This window comes from Methylomonas sp. MK1 (genome assembly GCF_000365425.1).
In the GTDB taxonomy this organism is placed as follows: Bacteria; Pseudomonadota; Gammaproteobacteria; order Methylococcales; family Methylomonadaceae; genus Methylomonas.
In genome coordinates this window covers 119,757-135,987 of record NZ_AQOV01000003.1, presented here as the reverse complement: position 1 = coordinate 135,987, position 16,231 = coordinate 119,757, and the positions used below count along the sequence as shown (strand labels likewise).

The 16,231-nt window shown below is 52.0% G+C and carries 16 protein-coding genes; 2 read left to right on the top strand and 14 right to left on the bottom strand.

The genetic code is table 11. The features are described 5' to 3' along the window. Positions 1 to 44: 44 nt before the first annotated feature. Entirely contained in the window at positions 45 to 1,373 is a 1,329-nt protein-coding gene (locus G006_RS26490) for an MFS transporter (RefSeq protein ID WP_020485862.1), read from the bottom strand. A gap of 371 nt (positions 1,374 to 1,744) precedes the next feature. Here G006_RS26490 and G006_RS26485 point away from each other — a divergent pair, with 371 nt between their 5' ends. Next, positions 1,745 to 4,024 (top strand): family 16 glycoside hydrolase, encoded by a 2,280-nt coding sequence (locus G006_RS26485; RefSeq protein WP_020485861.1) that lies wholly within the window; start codon positions 1,745 to 1,747, stop codon positions 4,022 to 4,024. Between the two features lie 96 nt (positions 4,025 to 4,120). Here G006_RS26485 and G006_RS0124450 read toward each other — a convergent pair whose 3' ends face one another. From G006_RS0124450 to G006_RS0124385, 13 genes are all read right to left on the bottom strand, one after another. After that, positions 4,121 to 4,573, bottom strand: a complete 453-nt coding sequence (locus G006_RS0124450; RefSeq protein ID WP_020485860.1) for a chromate resistance protein ChrB domain-containing protein — start codon at positions 4,571 to 4,573, stop codon at positions 4,121 to 4,123. Beyond that, positions 4,570 to 5,238 carry a superoxide dismutase gene (locus G006_RS0124445; protein WP_020485859.1) on the bottom strand — a complete coding sequence of 223 codons (669 nt, stop codon included), beginning with the start codon at positions 5,236 to 5,238 and terminating at the stop codon, positions 4,570 to 4,572. The genes G006_RS0124450 and G006_RS0124445 overlap by 4 nt, the downstream gene beginning before the upstream one ends. A 73-nt stretch (positions 5,239 to 5,311) precedes the next feature. Beyond that, on the bottom strand, positions 5,312 to 6,313 hold the full coding sequence (locus tag G006_RS0124440) for an extracellular solute-binding protein (RefSeq protein ID WP_020485858.1): 1,002 nt from the start codon (positions 6,311 to 6,313) through the stop codon (positions 5,312 to 5,314). Positions 6,314 to 6,324: 11 nt separating this feature from the next. Beyond that, a complete protein-coding gene (locus G006_RS0124435; protein WP_020485857.1) occupies positions 6,325 to 7,071 on the bottom strand; it encodes a hypothetical protein in 747 nt (248 codons plus the stop codon). A 13-nt stretch (positions 7,072 to 7,084) separates the two neighbouring features. Next, a complete protein-coding gene (locus tag G006_RS0124430) occupies positions 7,085 to 7,747 on the bottom strand; it encodes a family 16 glycoside hydrolase (RefSeq protein ID WP_020485856.1) in 663 nt (220 codons plus the stop codon). A 62-nt stretch (positions 7,748 to 7,809) separates the two neighbouring features. Further along, complete coding sequence (locus G006_RS0124425; RefSeq protein WP_020485855.1) at positions 7,810 to 8,553, bottom strand: ABC transporter ATP-binding protein; 744 nt, start codon at positions 8,551 to 8,553, stop codon at positions 7,810 to 7,812. Further along, positions 8,550 to 10,217 (bottom strand): ABC transporter permease, encoded by a 1,668-nt coding sequence (locus G006_RS0124420; RefSeq protein WP_020485854.1) that lies wholly within the window; start codon positions 10,215 to 10,217, stop codon positions 8,550 to 8,552. Before G006_RS0124420 ends, G006_RS0124425 begins: the two co-directional genes overlap by 4 nt. 19 nt (positions 10,218 to 10,236) lie before the next feature. Then, positions 10,237 to 11,148 (bottom strand): DUF1259 domain-containing protein, encoded by a 912-nt coding sequence (locus tag G006_RS0124415; protein WP_020485853.1) that lies wholly within the window; start codon positions 11,146 to 11,148, stop codon positions 10,237 to 10,239. After that, positions 11,145 to 12,539 carry a chromate efflux transporter gene (gene chrA / locus G006_RS0124410; protein WP_020485852.1) on the bottom strand — a complete coding sequence of 465 codons (1,395 nt, stop codon included), beginning with the start codon at positions 12,537 to 12,539 and terminating at the stop codon, positions 11,145 to 11,147. Before chrA ends, G006_RS0124415 begins: the two co-directional genes overlap by 4 nt. Continuing rightward, on the bottom strand, positions 12,536 to 13,420 hold the full coding sequence (locus G006_RS0124405; RefSeq protein WP_085986512.1) for a chromate resistance protein ChrB domain-containing protein: 885 nt from the start codon (positions 13,418 to 13,420) through the stop codon (positions 12,536 to 12,538). Before G006_RS0124405 ends, chrA begins: the two co-directional genes overlap by 4 nt. A 484-nt stretch (positions 13,421 to 13,904) precedes the next feature. After that, positions 13,905 to 14,339, bottom strand: a complete 435-nt coding sequence (locus G006_RS0124400; RefSeq protein WP_160167701.1) for a putative iron-sulfur cluster-binding metallochaperone — start codon at positions 14,337 to 14,339, stop codon at positions 13,905 to 13,907. Between the two features lie 17 nt (positions 14,340 to 14,356). Continuing rightward, complete coding sequence (locus tag G006_RS29585) at positions 14,357 to 15,064, bottom strand: MerT/CopZ fusion-like heavy metal transport selenoprotein (RefSeq protein ID WP_331725251.1); 708 nt, start codon at positions 15,062 to 15,064, stop codon at positions 14,357 to 14,359. Positions 15,065 to 15,161: 97 nt separating this feature from the next. Then, entirely contained in the window at positions 15,162 to 15,569 is a 408-nt protein-coding gene (locus G006_RS0124385) for a MerR family transcriptional regulator (protein WP_020485847.1), read from the bottom strand. Between the two features lie 191 nt (positions 15,570 to 15,760). Here G006_RS0124385 and G006_RS28555 point away from each other — a divergent pair, with 191 nt between their 5' ends. After that, on the top strand, positions 15,761 to 16,120 hold the full coding sequence (locus tag G006_RS28555) for a hypothetical protein (protein WP_152429042.1): 360 nt from the start codon (positions 15,761 to 15,763) through the stop codon (positions 16,118 to 16,120). Positions 16,121 to 16,231: the final 111 nt, after the last annotated feature.

Genomic DNA, 16,231 nt, shown 5'->3' with positions numbered 1-16,231 from the left:
AGCTTTTTGGCGACATACTAAAACATTAAAGGGTGTAGCCTCAGTTACCTATGTACGTGATCGTGATTGGGTTTCCGTGAAATGATCGCCACCATGGAGATGATCAGGCAAACCGCTCCAGCTATGGTAAATGTCAAAGGTGCCTCCAGCCTGCTAACGCCCTGCCCGATAGCGGGGTAGGTGATCAGCCAGAAAGCATGCGTCAACGCGAAATGTGCGGCGTAGGCCCTCCCTCGATCTGCCTCTGTAGTATGCTCGGCAAGCAAGGTCGAAGAGGGTAGCGCAATGAGCGCCTGACCAACGCCGTTCAATATCCAGAGCAATGCGAAGATCATAAACGGCGGCTGCTGCACCCCCGGTAACAGTATTAGACCTAATACGACACCGCCCGTCAGCAAAGCACGTTCAGTCCATCGGTGGCGTCTCCCATGCAATTCGGAAGGCTTCTTTGCCCCGGACTCGTAACGACCAGTAGCCCAACCCAAAAACAGTGCCGTAACCGTGGAGCCTAGACCCAAACCGGCCATGGCTAACACAAATTCAGTTTCACCCAGCATGAGTACATCACTTACATACACTACGGTTGCGACGATTGCGGCTGCACCGGCGATGGCTTCAACCAAATTCAACATCAGCGCGCGGCGCAACACTGCTTGGTGTAATAGTATCCGGGTGCCAACGGTCAATTCGCTCAGGAATGTCCGGAACGAGAACTGAATGTGCTGTTTTGAAACGTGCGGTAATATGCTGACAGCGACTAGAGCGGCAGAGGCTAAATAGGTGGCTGCGTCAAACCAGAACAACCATTCAAGCCCCAGCAAAGAAACCAGCAAGCCAGCTAATGCAGGCCCTAAAACAGCTTCCACATCGACCGCCACCCGCGATAGCGACAGTGCTCGGACATACTGCTCAGAGCCCACAACTTCAGGAATGGTCGAATCATAGGTGGGCGTGAAAAAAGCGGTGGCAGCATTGATCAAGAAAATCATCAGATAAACTTGCCACACGCTATGGACGAATGGAAACAAAGCCATGAGACCGAATCGCACGAGGTCTGCGATTATTAGCATGAATTTACGATTAGCTCGATCCGCAAGCACCCCTGCCGGTTGGGAAAACAGTAAAAATGCCAGGATGCGCAGCATCAAAGCATTGCCGATAACAGCGGCGGCAGAGTTACCTCCGACCAATTGATGCGCGAACAACGCTAACCCCACGGTTGTAACGCCACTACCCGCCAGCGATATCACCTGAGCAGAAAACAACAACTTGAAGTTGCGATTGCCCAGTAGACGTGGATAGTGCCTAGGGGTTTGATTCAGGCCTAAGTTTGACTCACGTCCAGTTTTGGTTGGTTTTTTTCTTCTAGTCATTCAGTCTAATTGGCGTGCCGTATTTTCTTAATCTGTTTAAGCCCGAACTCATGAGCAATCCTTTTTCTATGTTCCCATATAGTTGGGAGACTCGCACTGGTAGTGATTGTATAAATAAGGCTGTGGATTTACTTTCGTGTTATTTGAACTCTTTTTTCTAATCTTTGAACTTGGCCGCAAAAAGACCTCTAACTTTACTTGCTCTCCTAAATTAAGTAGGGAGTGTATGAGCTTACAAATCAAAAACTCTCATTTAATCCCAACTCGTAAAGCTTAACGCTTCAAACTTCACGTCCAGGTGCTGGATGGGATTGTTAAAACGGCGAAATACTAGTTTCGTTTATTCAAATTACAATCAGAGGGGTAATGCCATGATCAATCGATTAGTCGAAACAAATCAAGGGGTAGAGGTTCAGGAAACCAGTCTGGCGATTGATGTCCTGGGTCGCTATATTGGCAGTACTTGGGACGAGGCAACCATGAACGGCGGCATCGACTTCGATGTCGTTGTTATTGGCGCCGGCATGTTCGGAGCTTACTGCGCGGAGAAAATCTATCGCCTGGGCCCCAACCTTAGAGTGCTCGTACTCGACGCCGGTAGTCTTCTCGTTACGGAGCATGTACAAAATCTCGCCCGTATTGGCTTGAATGCCGTCGGCCCAAAGAAAGATCCGACAGGAAAGTTCGATGTACCGGTCGTTCTGAATTCCGATGACCCAGGTACCCGTGAGCGTGTCTGGGGTATTCCAATGCGCAGTATGACGCCAATCTCCGGTTTGGCCTACTGCCTGGGTGGTCGTTCGCTTTATTGGGGTGGATGGTCGCCACGTCTTACCGATGCTGATTTGAAGAATTGGCCACAGCCTATCGCGACGTATCTGCAAAGCCCCTCGCATGCCGGCGATGCCTATGAACGGATTGAGAAAGAAATTGGGGTGTTCGACAAGACCGACTATATTTCCGGCCCGCTGTTCGACGCGCTACATAAGAAATTCGTTAGTGCCTCCGCAGGCGTGGCGACAGTGGATGGGATTGAAGATGCGCCGCTGGCTGTACAAGCAGCACCGCCAGCATCCGGGCTGTTCAGTTTCGACAAATGGAGTAGCATGCCGATCCTCACGGATGCTGTACGCGAAGCCTCGACCCGTCCCGACTGGCAGCGCCGTCTTTTTATCGTACCCAGGGCACACGTCACCAAGTTGCAAACCAACAACGGTGCCGTGACCAGCATCGAAGTCCGCGTGAACGGGCAACAGAAATTCCTGACTATCCGGCCGACTTGTGCAGTTGTATTGGCATCAAGCACCATTGAAGCTACGCGACTCGCATACGAATCATTTCCTACACCGCTGATTGGGCGCAACCTCATGGCGCATCTGCGCTCGAATACCGTGGTGCGCATCCACCGTTCCGCCATCGACCCGACACTGCCGAAGCGTCTGGAAGCCGCCGCGCTGCTGGTTCGTGGTTCGACGCTCAAGGGACGCTATCACTTGCAGGTCACTGCGGCGGCCGGGGCGGGCGGCTCCGAGGATGTGATGTTCCGCATGATTCCCGACATCGACGTACTTGATCAGACGTTGGCCGCCCAGCAGGAAGACTGGATTGTCATCACCTTGCGCGGTATCGGCGAGATGAACGGCGACCGTAATCCCAACGCCAACAAGCAGACAGGCCAGTCTCCCAACTGGATGGACTTGAGCGATCAGACTGATGAGTTTGGCGTGCGCCGAGCCTGGGTAAATTTGGTTGCCAATCAGGATGACAACAGCTTATGGAACACCATGGACAAAGCTGCTATCGACTTAGCGAATGCTCTTGCCAACAACGATCCGACGAAGATCCAAATTATTGTTCAACCAACACGCGACGGGCTAGGAACTACCCATCACGAAGCCGGAACACTTTGGATGGGGGTTAACTCGAATGATTCCGTGACGAATTTCGATGGTCGCTTTCATCACGTCAGCAATGCTTACGTTGCGGGTCCGGCGTTATTCCCGACTTTGGGGTCGGCGAACCCATCACTTACGGCCATAGCCCTGGCGCGCCGCAGCGCGGAAGCGATTGTCCGAGAAAGACTTGGTGCTGAACCCGGTTTTGTGCCGCTTGGCAGTGGTGGAATCAATGGCTGGAAAATGGCGGGGAGTGGCGGTTTTATCGAACTCGGTGGCAACATCATCGAGTCGGTCGACGGCATTGGTTTGCTGTGGTTCACCCGTCAACAATTTCAAAACTTCATTCTCCGTGTCGACTGGCGGGCCTCTGCCTTGGATGACAATTCCGGAATCTTTATTCGTTTCCCTGATCCTGGCAACGACTGGACGATCCCGGTAACACAAGGCTACGAGATTCAGATCGACAACACCGGAAAGAACCCGGATACCAATCCGCCAAGCTTCGGCGATGCGTTGCATAACACAGGCGCCCTATACAAACTGGCAGGCTCAACGGCTACGCCTGCCATCGGTCAGTGGCATACTTACGAAATTGAAGCCAATGGTACGACAATTACCGTTCGTCTCGACGGTCAGCAGGTCAGCCAACTGCAAAACGCCAACCGTTCGCCGAAGGGTTTCATTGGTCTGCAAAATCACCACGCCGGCTCCCGCGTGCAGTTCACGAGATTGCGAATTAAAGAGCTGCCGTAATTCAGAGAATTTAAGGAGCCAAGTTCGATTTAATCCTAATTTTTCATTCGGTATCCGGAAGCACTAATGATTGGCCACCGGATACCTGAAATGTCATCACATCTGCGGTGGCCAGTTGTGCGATTCGGCCTGACAGTCCTTGCACCATGCGTAAAGCGCGTCATACATCACCAAGCCGTGCTTCAGCATCTCGTGATCATCGGCAAAGTTCTGTGAGAGCCCTAGCGACAAAGCGTATAGCCCTGCGGATTGTGGCGTCAGATCAAGCCGAGAGGTATCTGCGCCGCGGACGATGACCGCAAGTTGTTGTAATGCCCTATCATCAAGCGCGTATTTTTTCAGGAAGGCATCGAAACTACATAAATCGCCTTCATGTGAAAGTTCAACGCCTGGAATGTCATAGGGAATGGCCCCGGTTTCAGCAGCAATTTTCAGCACATCGCCTGATGGCACATATAGAAATTCCGAATCTTGATCTATGAAACGGGCAATTAGCCAAGGACAGGCAATCCGATCAATTTTAGGGCGTTCGCGGGTGATCCATTTCATCGCACATCCCCCGCCTGCCAGATCGTCCGTGCTTTTAACGCTTTTTCCAGACGCGCTGAAACCGTCTCCCAGTGAATATTGCGAAAAAAGGCATCGACATAAGCCGGAGCCGCCGCGCCGTAATCCATCTGGTATGAATGTTCGTACATATCCATCACCAACAATGGCAGGGTGGCGCTGGGAGCATGTAAATGATCCCATTGCCAATAGTTTTCCAATAAACCGCTATGCAGGTTATAACCCAGCACGACCCAGCCGGAACCGCCGCCGAGTCCGGCACCCATGCGGCGAAATTCTTCCTCCCAAAGTTCAAAACTACCGAATGCATCTGCCAGTGCTTTTTGCAACGCGGCATCGGCTTGGCCGGTTCCGCCCAAATTGCCGAAATACAATTCGTGCAACACCACCGAACCGGTACGCATCAGGTGCTCTCGCTTCAGGTCGTTGTAGATAAACGCCGGCAGATTGGCGTCGTCCAGAAAACTAGCCAGCTTTTGTTTGACAGCATTGAGTGCCTTAACCGAACCACCGTAATTATTTTCCCAGTGAGAACGAATCAGTTTTTCGGAAAAACCGTCAAGTTTAGCGGGGTCGAAGGGTAGGGCCTTGAGTTCATGGCTAGCCGCAAAAGCCGTGGCTGTTGCGGATAAAGTCATTTCGGACATGATGAGTTTCTCCTGTATGCGTGTTTTAGGTATAAGGCGCAACCATTACGAATGTTGTCGATGAAGCGGGTTGTCACCATTGTTTGAGCCACGGCTGTATGGCCTGTAGTTTGCGTCCCACCACCGCATAATCAACCGGCATGGTTGTCAGCCGCTCTATTTTCGGTACATCAGGTGGTGTTTCTACGCCGCTATGCAAGGGAATTTGTGCGCAGTCGGCGAAAGCCAGCTTACGTTCGGTCTCCTTGGACAGTAAGTAATCAATCAGCTTACGTCCCGCATCGGGATGCGGCGAATTGCGGATCAGTGCGGCAGCATTGGGCAGAATCAAGCAGCCAAGCTGGCTTTCGCCTTGGTCCGGGCAGACCATCTCAACCGCTTTACCTTGGCGAATGCGGTTGACCGCATCGTCGCTGTCCACCAGCGCAAACCCGAATTCGCCGGCCGCCACCAAATCTGCGCTTTCGCCGTTGCTGGTTGCAAGTTTGGTGCCGTTGCTTTTCAGGGCGTTCAGAAATTGTTTGCCGCGATCATCGCCCCAGACTGTAAACAGTGCCGCGACATGAGTGGCGGTCGTGCCGAACAGCGGATTGGCAATGATGCCTTTGCCAGCCAACTTCGGATCGACATAGGCATTAAGACCTTCGGGTTTGATGCCGGCCTTGCGGTTGATTATGAATACTCGTGCCCTAGCCGAAAATCCGGTCCAGTAGCTTTCCGAATCCTTGAACGCCGCCGAAATGCCTTCGCTATTGGGCGACCGGTATGCCACTGAAATCTCCCGTTGCTTGAGAACTTCCGCACGAATGGGTTCGTTCGCCCAATACACATCGGCTTGCGGATTATTCTTTTCGGCGATCAAACGATTCATGACTCCGGTACCCTTGGTTTCCTCGGTATCGTACACGGCCTTGACGCGGATGCCGGTATCGCGCTCGAAATCCTTAAGGATAGGTTCCGAGAAGACCTGGTCCTCGCTAACATAGACCACCACAGTCGATTCCGCGCCAACGGCGACTTGAAACAGCACAAGGTTCAATAGCAGGATTATCCCTATTGAGTAAGGTGTTTTCATGAGTACCTCCTTCATAATTCAGGTGAAAACAATAGTTTTAGACCCATAAATAAAGTCAATTCCGGTTCGTCCAGGAACGAGTGGCCGGCGGATAGCATTAACACCCGACCGGGAGCCATTACCCACTTTCCGCCCACGCTAAAACCGATGTTGGGTTCCCCATTGGGTGCGCGGGGTGTGGTGACGAATGCCTCCGCACCGAGTTTCAGCCTTTCGCCAAACGACCGCTCAAACGCCATACCCAAAAACCAGTAGCTCTTGCCTTCATCGCCGGCATGCCACTTGTAACGGGCATCGCCGTAAACGATGGTGTCGCCCCATTGCTTTTGATACAGCAGCGGTAATTGCAGGGTTGCTCGCCCCGCACCCAGTCCTCTGGCCGTATCTCCCGTGGGTAAAGTGAGTTCGGGATTGATGCCGAAATAACCCGCTTCGGCATCTGTGCCGAAACGCCGCTTGTATTCCAATAGCACATCACCGGCGCCGACATGCAATCCGCCTTCGGCGGGAAGGTGGTAAGGCAGCGGCATTTCTATACTGAGCTGGGTGTAACGGTCGTATCCGTAATTCACATCCATGCGCAGCCATTCGCCGCTCGCCGAACCGTTTCGGTTTCGTTCCATCTGCCAAGGCAGATTGATCTCCCACTGGCCAAGTTCCGGTGGATCGGGGTCGTTGGTGACGAAGGGCGGACCGGCCCAAACATAGGCCGATCCAGCCAGCATCAACGGCAAGCTCCAGCGGATGGAAGCCAGCACAACGACTCATCCGTTATGGGGTGGTCACCACCAGGTCATCAAAGGAACTGGCCGCATCGGCCTTGCTCCAGAAGCCAACACCGCCGGCTTTCAGAAAGGTTCGATCAGTCGCTTGCAAATATGGCTTGCCGTTGAGATAAGCCTCTATCCGCTCGCCCTGGTGAACGATTTTCAACCGGAACCATTCGCCGGATTTAATGCCGCCTATGTCCGCACTGGCTAGTTGTTTGCGATTGCCATCCTTGACGAAGTACAGGCGGAAATTGCTTTCCAAGGGGTTGTAGCGAGCAACGTAGTAGTTGTCGGCATCCTGCGCCCTCCAGATCAGGCCGCCGCCCTGGTCTTCCTTACCATTGTCGGCACGCACACTCACTTCGATGGAGCCATCCTGAAAGACAAGGTCGCGCGTCCAGCACAGGTTGAAGACATCTCCGGATTCGTTTCTGATACGGGTGATGGCGAGTACTTGAGGTGAACTACCAGCAGAGGGATCGGCCTTGACCTGCCATTCGGCTAAAGGGCCATCGGGATTAGTGGCCGCGACAACCCAACCTGACGGCAGCCCACCGGCTACATTCTGGTCGAAGTTAAACCGCTGTTCTTGGGCAGACGACGATTGGGATGCTAAGCCCAGCAGAAGACCAAAAAGGGATATGCGAAAACTGCTATTCGACATGATGCTTTACTCCTAAAGATGAAAAGGACTTGAGTCAGAAGAAATTGAGGATTCAAAACCGGTCACGGCGGTCTGGCCTGATCTGACGCTTTACCGCCGACTAGCGAGCGCTCAGCGAAATAGGTCTTGATTTCATCCACAGAACCCATCCGGATGATGGCTCCTTCTCGCATCACCACGATCCGCTGGGCGATGGCAAACGCTTCATCCAAATTGTGGGTCACGTAAAGCAGTGTGAACCCGAGCTTTTTCTGAAGCGTCAGGATCTCATTGCGCAGTTCGAGGCCCAATTCAAAGTCAACGCTGGAAAGAGGTTCGTCCATTAATAGTAAGCGGGGCTGGGTAACCAGAGCGCGGGCCAGCGCCACGCGTTGTTGCTCGCCGCCCGAAAGTTCGTTGGGTCGTGCATTCGCCCGCAATTCCAGGCGCACCAGACGCAGCATTTCCAGGATACGCCGTTCTCGCTCCGCCTTGGCAATGCCCTGCGCTTTCAAGCCAAATTCCAGATTGCCATGCACGGTCAGATGCGGCCACAAAGCCAAATCCTGAAATACCATGCCTAGTCCGCGCTGTTCGGGTTCCAGGTAAAGGCGACCCTCTTTTCCTGCAATTGTCCCGTTCAGTAGTACCGCACCCTGATCGGGGGCCAGGAAACCGGCCGCAGCGCGTAGCACGGTAGTCTTGCCGCAACCGGAAGGTCCGAGCAACACCACTCTTTCACCGGTTTCCGCAACCAAAGAAAAATCTTTCAGTGCCGGTCTATCTCCATAAGCGACCCACACCTGTTGAAACTCAATGACATTCATGACGAACGCTCCTGTCTACGGGGCCACAAACATACCGGGAGCTTGTTGAATAGCCCTTTTGCTAGTTCAATAGGGATAGGCCACAAGGATGTAATCCATAGAATGACAAGGGGCGGCAGAGCCGCAGCCATCAGCAAAGCGCACAACGCCGCCACCAATCCGAAGGAGCCATTGGCCATCAAGCTGAAGATGCGCACCGGTAAAGTATCCTCGCCTGGTGGGTATACCAGCATCGCCAGACCTGTATCGCGCAGACAAAATAGATAAGTCGCCAACCAGGTAGTCAGGAGTCCGCGCCGGCTCAGAGGCAGCACGATGAAGATCAGCCGCCGCCACCAGCCGGCACCGGCCACGGCCGCTGCTTGTTCCAGCGAAGATGGCAGGCGAGCCAGGGCATTGCGGACAATGCCGCCAGAAAGGGCCGCATATTGAATGAGATAGCCCAACAGCAATAAACCCGGCGAGGCGTAAAGCCAAGCGGTTGCGGACCGGTTCCATAGACCGATCAGGCCAATGCCGATTACCGAGCTGGGTAGTATCAGGAGCAACAGTGCGGCGAATTCAGTCAGCCTCGCGCTATACGTCCGTTCGCGCCACAAAAGCCCTAGAAAAAATCCGAAGGCTGTCAGCAGGCTGGCTCCGAGCGAGGCGTAAAGTAAGCTGCGCCCCAAGGCATCGCCCGCCCGTTGCCATGCTTCGGCGACATCGGCCGGTGTGGCAGAAAATAGCAGCGAGCCAAATGGCAGTCCCAGCAGAATCAAGAGTAAAGCCGCTACTCCAGCTGTCCACAGCCACTTTGCGGCACCCAGTTTGATGGACAGCGAAATTCCCGGTGGCCGAAGATCGGTCGCCGCATTTCGACGCCAACGCCAGTCCAGAGCCAATAGTAATAACACGATCAGTGCCAAAGGGGCTGCTGCTGCGGTAGCGGCGTCGAAATCGTAGAAGGCCGCGAACTGGGTCAGGATTTCCACCGGATAGACGTCATAGCGCAGAAACATCGGCACGGTGCTTTCGCCTAGGACCAGCATAAAAACCAGCAGCGCACCGAACGAAACCCCCGGCAGTATGGTCGGCAAGGTAATGCGGCAAATTACTGTAGGCCAGTGAGCATAAAGCCTCGCAGCCTCCTCCTGGCGAGGGTTGACGCTTTGGGTGAGTGCCGCTGTGAGCAGTACCATCAGGGGCAGGAACATCGTGGCCAGTGTCAGAGTGCAACCTGGCAGTCCGAATAACCACTCCGATAAATTCACTGCCGCGGCTTTGGGAAATATGTTTGCGAGCCAGCCCTCCCGTCCGAGCAAGGCGAACCAGCCTAAGCCAAGAAAATAAGGTGGGAGTAGCAACGGTAGAGTCAACCCGGCTGCGAACAGATGCCGCCCAGGCAGATCGGTTTTGCCGAGCAAGATGCCGAGCGGAATGCCCAGACAAGTGGTAATAGCCGTGGAAAGTCCCGCAAGCAGTACGCTCCGACCTAGCAATTGTGGAGGACGCGTGGATGTCCACAGCTCGAGATAGCGATCCAGGCTGAACGCTCCGTTCATATTCAGGCTTGATACGAGCATGACAACGAGCGGGGTTAGCCCGAACCCAACCAGCAACATTGCGGTAACAGTCAAGGTTAGCCGCTTTGCGTACATGATCGAAAGATACTTTTCGTTCATCGATCATTCGGTGTTTTTATTAGACTTTCGTTTGAGTATCCAGTGCCGCTTTAAACGCCTTGGCCAGATCGCTTACGGTACCTGTCCCCCAATAATGTAGAAATACGATTCTTGGCGATTCGCCAACCATGTGATTATGGATCGTGGTGACGGCGATACCGGCACCGCGCAAGGCTTTCAGTACGCCTTGTAGTTCGGTTTCCAACATGGCAAAGTCGCCTTCGATGATGGCTTTGTCATTGCTGCCGGCAAACACTGCCCAGGTATTCACACCCATAGTCTTACCAACAGTATGACCATCCATTTGCGTGGTGCGGCCAATGGTGACTTTATAGACTTCACCAGCCTTTTCCACGGGCGAACCAATAATCGTTTCGATGGGTTTCGGATCGAGCGTGGTCTTACCGGCATCGAACGACTTAGGTTTCGCGGAAGCTTTAGCGCTACTGGTTTCCTTGATTTTGGCAAACACCTTACCGACGCCAGTCGCAAGAGCTTCCGCATCGCCGGTGCCACCAATGTGCATGAACATCACTTTAGGCGTATCCCACAGAAAGTGGTTATGCAATGCGGTGACCTCGATGCCGTTTTCCAGTGCGATGCTCATCACCGGATTGATCTGGTCTTCCTGCAACACCATATCACCCATCACAATGGTTTTATCGCCAGCCGGAGAAAATCCGGCCCAGGATGTAAAGCCAGTCGCCGCAGTCATTTTTACACCTGCCACAGTAACAGCCAGATCACTACGTGGCACGGTGACTTTGAAAACATTCTCGGCGGTATCGAGCTTGCCTTTGGCACCGGTCAGTTGCTCTATCTTGGTGGTATCCAGCGTTCCATGCCGGCTGGCCTCTTGCGCGTAGGCTACGCCGCTCAGTAGTGATGAAATTAACAGCGTTAAAATTTGAGATTGACGCATGGTATTCATAGAACAACTCCTTGCTGGGCAAGCCAGATTTTGATGAAACTAAACAATAGACCCGTTCCGCCACAAGCAGCGATGACCGGGATTACCCCCACCTTGTAACGAAACAGGGCTAAAAAAGCGCACAGGCTGATGACTGCGGAAACCGCATCGAAATTCCCTGTAAAGCCTTGCGGCCAGAAGACATGCCAAGCAAAAAACACCGCCAGATTGAGAATCACGCCGACCACGGCAGCAGTGATGCCGGTCAGCGGTGCGGTGAATTTCAAATTACCGTGCGTAGATTCCACCAATGAACCGCCGGCCAGGATGAACAGAAAACTGGGTAGAAAGGTAAAGTAAGTCACCACCGTTGCGGCAATAGCACCCGCCAGAAACAGTTGATCAGGGCCGAACACTTCCTTCGTCCATCCGGCGACGAACCCCACAAAGGTCACTACCATGATCAATGGGCCAGGCGTGGTTTCTCCCAGAGCCAAACCATCGATCATCTGATGCGGTGTCAGCCATTGGAAATATTCGACTGCACCCTGATAAACGTAAGGCAAAGCTGCATAGGCACCGCCAAACGTCAGCAGCGCCGCCTTGGTGAAGAACCAACCCATCTGTGTCAATGCGCCGTCCCAACCATACCGGGCACACAGGAAGCCGATGGCACCGCCCCACAGGGCCAGACCAACCAGAATGACTTTTGATAATCCTACCCAACTGAACAGCGCATGTGGCGGAGTCGGGGTATCATCGTCAATCAATGCGGGACCATAACCCTGTTTGGCAGCACCATGGCCACCGCCCATAGCAAATTTTTTAGGTAACACTTTGCCACCAATGGCACCCAAGAGGGCCGCAATCAGCACAATCAAAGGAAAAGGTGTGTCGAATAAAAAAATCGCCAGAAAAGCGAGTGCCGACATCGTCCACAGCACCCAATTTTTCAGAGCCCTTGAACCGATTCGATACGCGGCGAAAATCACAATGGCCGTCACCGCCGGTTTGATGCCGTACAGTACGCCAGCAATCCCAGTGAGATGACCATAGGCCATATAAATGAAGCTCAGGCCAATCAGAATTAACAGTGATGGTAAAACAAACAAACCGCCTGCAACGACGCCGCCCCAGCTGCGATGCATTAACCAGCCAATGTAAGTCGCCAATTGTTGCGCCTCCGGCCCTGGCAGCAACATGCAGTAATTCAGGGCATGTAAGAAACGCTGCTCGGAAATCCAGCGCCGTTTTTCCACCAACTCCTGATGCATGATGGCAATTTGTCCGGCCGGGCCGCCGAAACTGACAAATCCCAGTTTCAGCCAAAAACGAAAGGCTTCCCAAAAGCCTACTGGATCGGGTCTGGCTAAAGATTGCTCAGTAGATGAGGGTTTGTCAGGTTGACTCATGATCGGCTTACTCCTTTTTCAAACGTTACCAGCAGGCTGTCAAACACGGCACTGGCGGCGTTCAGTAATTGATCATCATCGTTGATGGCATCACGTAATCCGCCCAGCACGCTTTCAATGCCAACCGCTTCAGGTGGTTGTACCCCGCCAACGTCCAGGAAATGTACTAGCGCACCCAGTCGTTTCAGGGCGGGTTGTTCAAGGTCGAAACTCGCCAGTAACACCTCGAAGGTCACCCGGCCATCCACATGACTGAAGGTCGCACCATCGAAATCGAAACCGAGCGCACCTGTGGGGCAGTCGGTTGGCGAGGTTAACCACAGCAATTGGGCTTGAGGGTCTATGAAGCGTCGAATTAGCCAGGCAGAGGCCAGACGATCCACCCAGGGTCGGCTACGAGTCGCCCAGGTACGGCCCTGATAATCGCTAATCGATAAAAGCAAGATCGAGCCTTCAATTGCATGCGGCTCATCCGGAGACAAAATCCGAACAATTGAGAGTTCCAGTTCACTCAGCGCTGTTTCGGTTTGGCGTTGTGCTTCACCCGGAAAGAAGTCGATGGCAGACAGGCTGGTAAAGGCTTTACGGAGTTTTCGAGATTGTTTGAGAAGGTCTTGAGCCGTATCGACTGACAGTTCACCATGCACTTTGGCTATGTCCGTTAATAATGCCGAATATTCTTCACTACGATCAAAAAAGCCAATGAAATTCCCATTGTCTGGCTCTTCAGTCCGCAAAACCATTGCTGTGCCGCCATTCTCACGCACTTCAACGGCGATGGTTTCTAATGTTTCGCGACAGGACTCACGGTCAGGCATCAGGTAAACACCATCACGCAACACCGCCGCACCGGAAGCCTTCAAAGATCGCCATATACGCATACGGGCCGTTGCGTTCTCGGTGGGAAGACTTGTTATAAGTAGATGCCAATTAATCATGTATTAAATACTACTAAGCGGTAGAGTATTTTACAATAAATAATTTATATCGATTGCAAACTTGGCTATAGCTAGAGATATTGAGTTACCGACTAAAAACGACAAGTACATGGTTGAAGAGATTATCGATACGCACAATGCGGATAATCCAGAACTGGATTATTCAACTGTAGCGCGCAGACCAGGGGGCAGAGACAAGTCATGCTTCGAGTTCAGGGTATCGAATAAGGTATCGGTGAAGTCGTCACGATTGAACGCAGCAGTGGTTACACTACGATAACGAAGTGAACAACATTGTCCATTTTTCACAGTGATCCTCTCTGGACAACGCCCGGACGTTTTTCGAATCGCCGGAATTGGCAGAAATCAGAGAAAAGCCGGCGTCAAAGCGCCGGAGGTTATCTGTTTGCAGGAGATAGAGGGTGTCTCAATGACTTTTTTCCAGATATTTAAAATTCGCTAAACAGCATTGGCCTGACGGGTTCCTGATTTCACAGGCACATTCCCCGGCTTTGGTGCGTTGCATGACAAAATCCTTTATCGGTTCCGCACGCTGAGCTTTTAACGCCGATAAATACTGCTCGGCGTCAATATCAAAACAGTAACAAAGCACGTTGTTTTGAATCGCTTGATAGCTTCGTAAATGCTGTTTGGGAATCGTGTTGCCCGCGTTGGAGAAGTAAGCAATTGAGCATGTTTTTGCCGGGCAAAAATAATAGCTGTCAGTGATGAGCGCCTGATTCTTTGGAAACCGGACTTGATGGTAAAGCGTAGGCATACCGACACTTATACAAGTGGAGCCACACTCAGGACAAATTTGTTTGGTTTTGGTGGAAGTATTTGGGCAGCAGCAATCAGACATAGACTGTATCCTTGGCTTTATCGAGCAACAGGTGTGGCGAGCGAACCCGGATAACCGGCATCCGTCGTGGCTTTGATCAAGGCTGCACTATCGGTTTTTTGGCTATCGAAGGTGATGGTGGCCGTTTTTGAATCGTAATCGACAGTCACTTCTTGTACGCCTTCGACTTTCTGCAAAGCTTTCTTGATGGTAACTGTACACATGGCACAGGTCATATTTTCTATATTCAGCGTCACCGTTTGCTGCCGGTTTGGCTGTGCAACAGCCGTTTCAGCATGAGCCGCCGGCATCCACAACACACTTGATGACAAGCTTAAAATAAACAAACTGGATTTAATGATCATATCTGAATCCTCTCAAGCCATGAAAAAAGGCGCTAACCAAGGAAAGGCGAGCAGTATAAAAATGAATGCGGAACCCAACCAAAACATCAGGCGTTGTCGGCGCTGGATGTCGGATGTGGCACAGCTTTCACCTTCCTCACAGCGTTGAGGCATTAAATAGAGTTTTCGATACCCTAACGCCATAAAGACCAGGGTCAGGATGATGAAAAATGGACGGACCGGTTCCAGTCCCGTCAACGTACTCATCCATGCGCCGCCAATACCCAACGACAACAGCAAAAATGGCCCGATACAACAGGCCGAAGCCCCTATAGCGGCCAAGAGAGCGCCGATACCTAACCATGACGGGGTGTTAATGGGTGTTTCAGGGTCTGTATTCATGCGAATCTCCTCAACCAAACAATGTTCAATGCTGGCAAGAAGCTTAAACCCTGTTGTTAAGAACAGAGTCAAGTGGGCGATGGTGACTTATTTACAATCAGGATTTGGTTGATGCATCATCGCAAAACGCATCGAGAATGGCGCAACGCGCGGTTGAAGCTGTCTGTTGACAATCGTTGACCAGGGTTTCCAATACCTGACGGAGAGCCGTTAAATTTTTGATCTGTTGGTCGATCTGCTGGCATTTCTGCTCGGCGAGTTGTCGTACGTCAGCACAATGTGCCCCGTCAAGCGATAACAAGGTGGCAATTTCCTTCAAGGTAAATCCAGCCTGTTGAGCGCGTTTGATAAAACGGATTCGGGTAACCGCATCAGTTGAATAACAGCGATAACCGCCGTCGGGTTTCTCCGGTTCCGTCAGTAAACCCATGCGTTGATAGTGACGGATGGTTTCGATGGTGACTTCGGTTTGTTTGGCAAGTTTGCCGATGGTCAACGTTGGCATTTTGGGTCTTCTCGGTGCACCGTAAGGATTCGTCCGAAAATGGACAATACTCGATCCGCTCTATCAAACGAGGGTAACTTGTTATCAGTCGATGGTTAAAAAGTTGTACTTTCTGCAAATACCGATAGTATTATCAGTCCGAATGCAACAAAAACCGGTCCATAACCTTGATTCGTTAAATCCGCAACACGATGAACCTACGTTTAACCATAATGTTAACCCTCATCATGGCAATTATGCCTGTTGTGGTTGCGTTTGCTCATTATTCTGAACTCACAAGGCAGTTATCGATTGTACAAATCGTTGCTGCTGCCGACGAGATGGGCGACGAAGGGTTTTCAGCTTCATCTCATTCCGATCATTGTCACTCCGTTACTGCCAAGCCTCACTTGACCAGTTGCAGCTTTCATGTTTGCGCCGATTGCGCAATCACATCATCCTTTGGGTTTATCCTGCCCCATATCTCTAGCCGCTATAGCGCTGGAGAAATACCCACATCGGTTTCGTTGCTGGTTCCCCCGGATATAAAACCGCCGATTATTACCCTCTAAGCTGTTCAACGGCGGTGTTTTGCCGTAAAAAACAACCATCGCCATTAAGATGATCGACATCGGCTAAGTCAGCCTGTTGGTTGATCGTCATTGCTATAACGAGCTTATGAG

What these genes read in the sequence shown, in the direction of transcription:
- G006_RS26490 (WP_020485862.1), bottom strand. Translation starts at nt 1,373, where the DNA reads ATGACTAGAAGAAAAAAACCAACCAAAACTGGACGTGAGTCAAACTTA.
- G006_RS26485 (WP_020485861.1), top strand. Translation starts at nt 1,745, where the DNA reads ATGATCAATCGATTAGTCGAAACAAATCAAGGGGTAGAGGTTCAGGAA.
- G006_RS0124450 (WP_020485860.1), bottom strand. Translation starts at nt 4,573, where the DNA reads ATGAAATGGATCACCCGCGAACGCCCTAAAATTGATCGGATTGCCTGT.
- G006_RS0124445 (WP_020485859.1), bottom strand. Translation starts at nt 5,238, where the DNA reads ATGTCCGAAATGACTTTATCCGCAACAGCCACGGCTTTTGCGGCTAGC.
- G006_RS0124440 (WP_020485858.1), bottom strand. Translation starts at nt 6,313, where the DNA reads ATGAAAACACCTTACTCAATAGGGATAATCCTGCTATTGAACCTTGTG.
- G006_RS0124430 (WP_020485856.1), bottom strand. Translation starts at nt 7,747, where the DNA reads ATGTCGAATAGCAGTTTTCGCATATCCCTTTTTGGTCTTCTGCTGGGC.
- G006_RS0124425 (WP_020485855.1), bottom strand. Translation starts at nt 8,553, where the DNA reads ATGAATGTCATTGAGTTTCAACAGGTGTGGGTCGCTTATGGAGATAGA.
- G006_RS0124420 (WP_020485854.1), bottom strand. Translation starts at nt 10,217, where the DNA reads ATGAACGAAAAGTATCTTTCGATCATGTACGCAAAGCGGCTAACCTTG.
- G006_RS0124415 (WP_020485853.1), bottom strand. Translation starts at nt 11,148, where the DNA reads ATGAATACCATGCGTCAATCTCAAATTTTAACGCTGTTAATTTCATCA.
- chrA (WP_020485852.1), bottom strand. Translation starts at nt 12,539, where the DNA reads ATGAGTCAACCTGACAAACCCTCATCTACTGAGCAATCTTTAGCCAGA.
- G006_RS0124405 (WP_085986512.1), bottom strand. Translation starts at nt 13,420, where the DNA reads ATGCGTATATGGCGATCTTTGAAGGCTTCCGGTGCGGCGGTGTTGCGT.
- G006_RS0124400 (WP_160167701.1), bottom strand. Translation starts at nt 14,339, where the DNA reads ATGTCTGATTGCTGCTGCCCAAATACTTCCACCAAAACCAAACAAATT.
- G006_RS0124385 (WP_020485847.1), bottom strand. Translation starts at nt 15,569, where the DNA reads ATGCCAACGTTGACCATCGGCAAACTTGCCAAACAAACCGAAGTCACC.
- G006_RS28555 (WP_152429042.1), top strand. Translation starts at nt 15,761, where the DNA reads ATGAACCTACGTTTAACCATAATGTTAACCCTCATCATGGCAATTATG.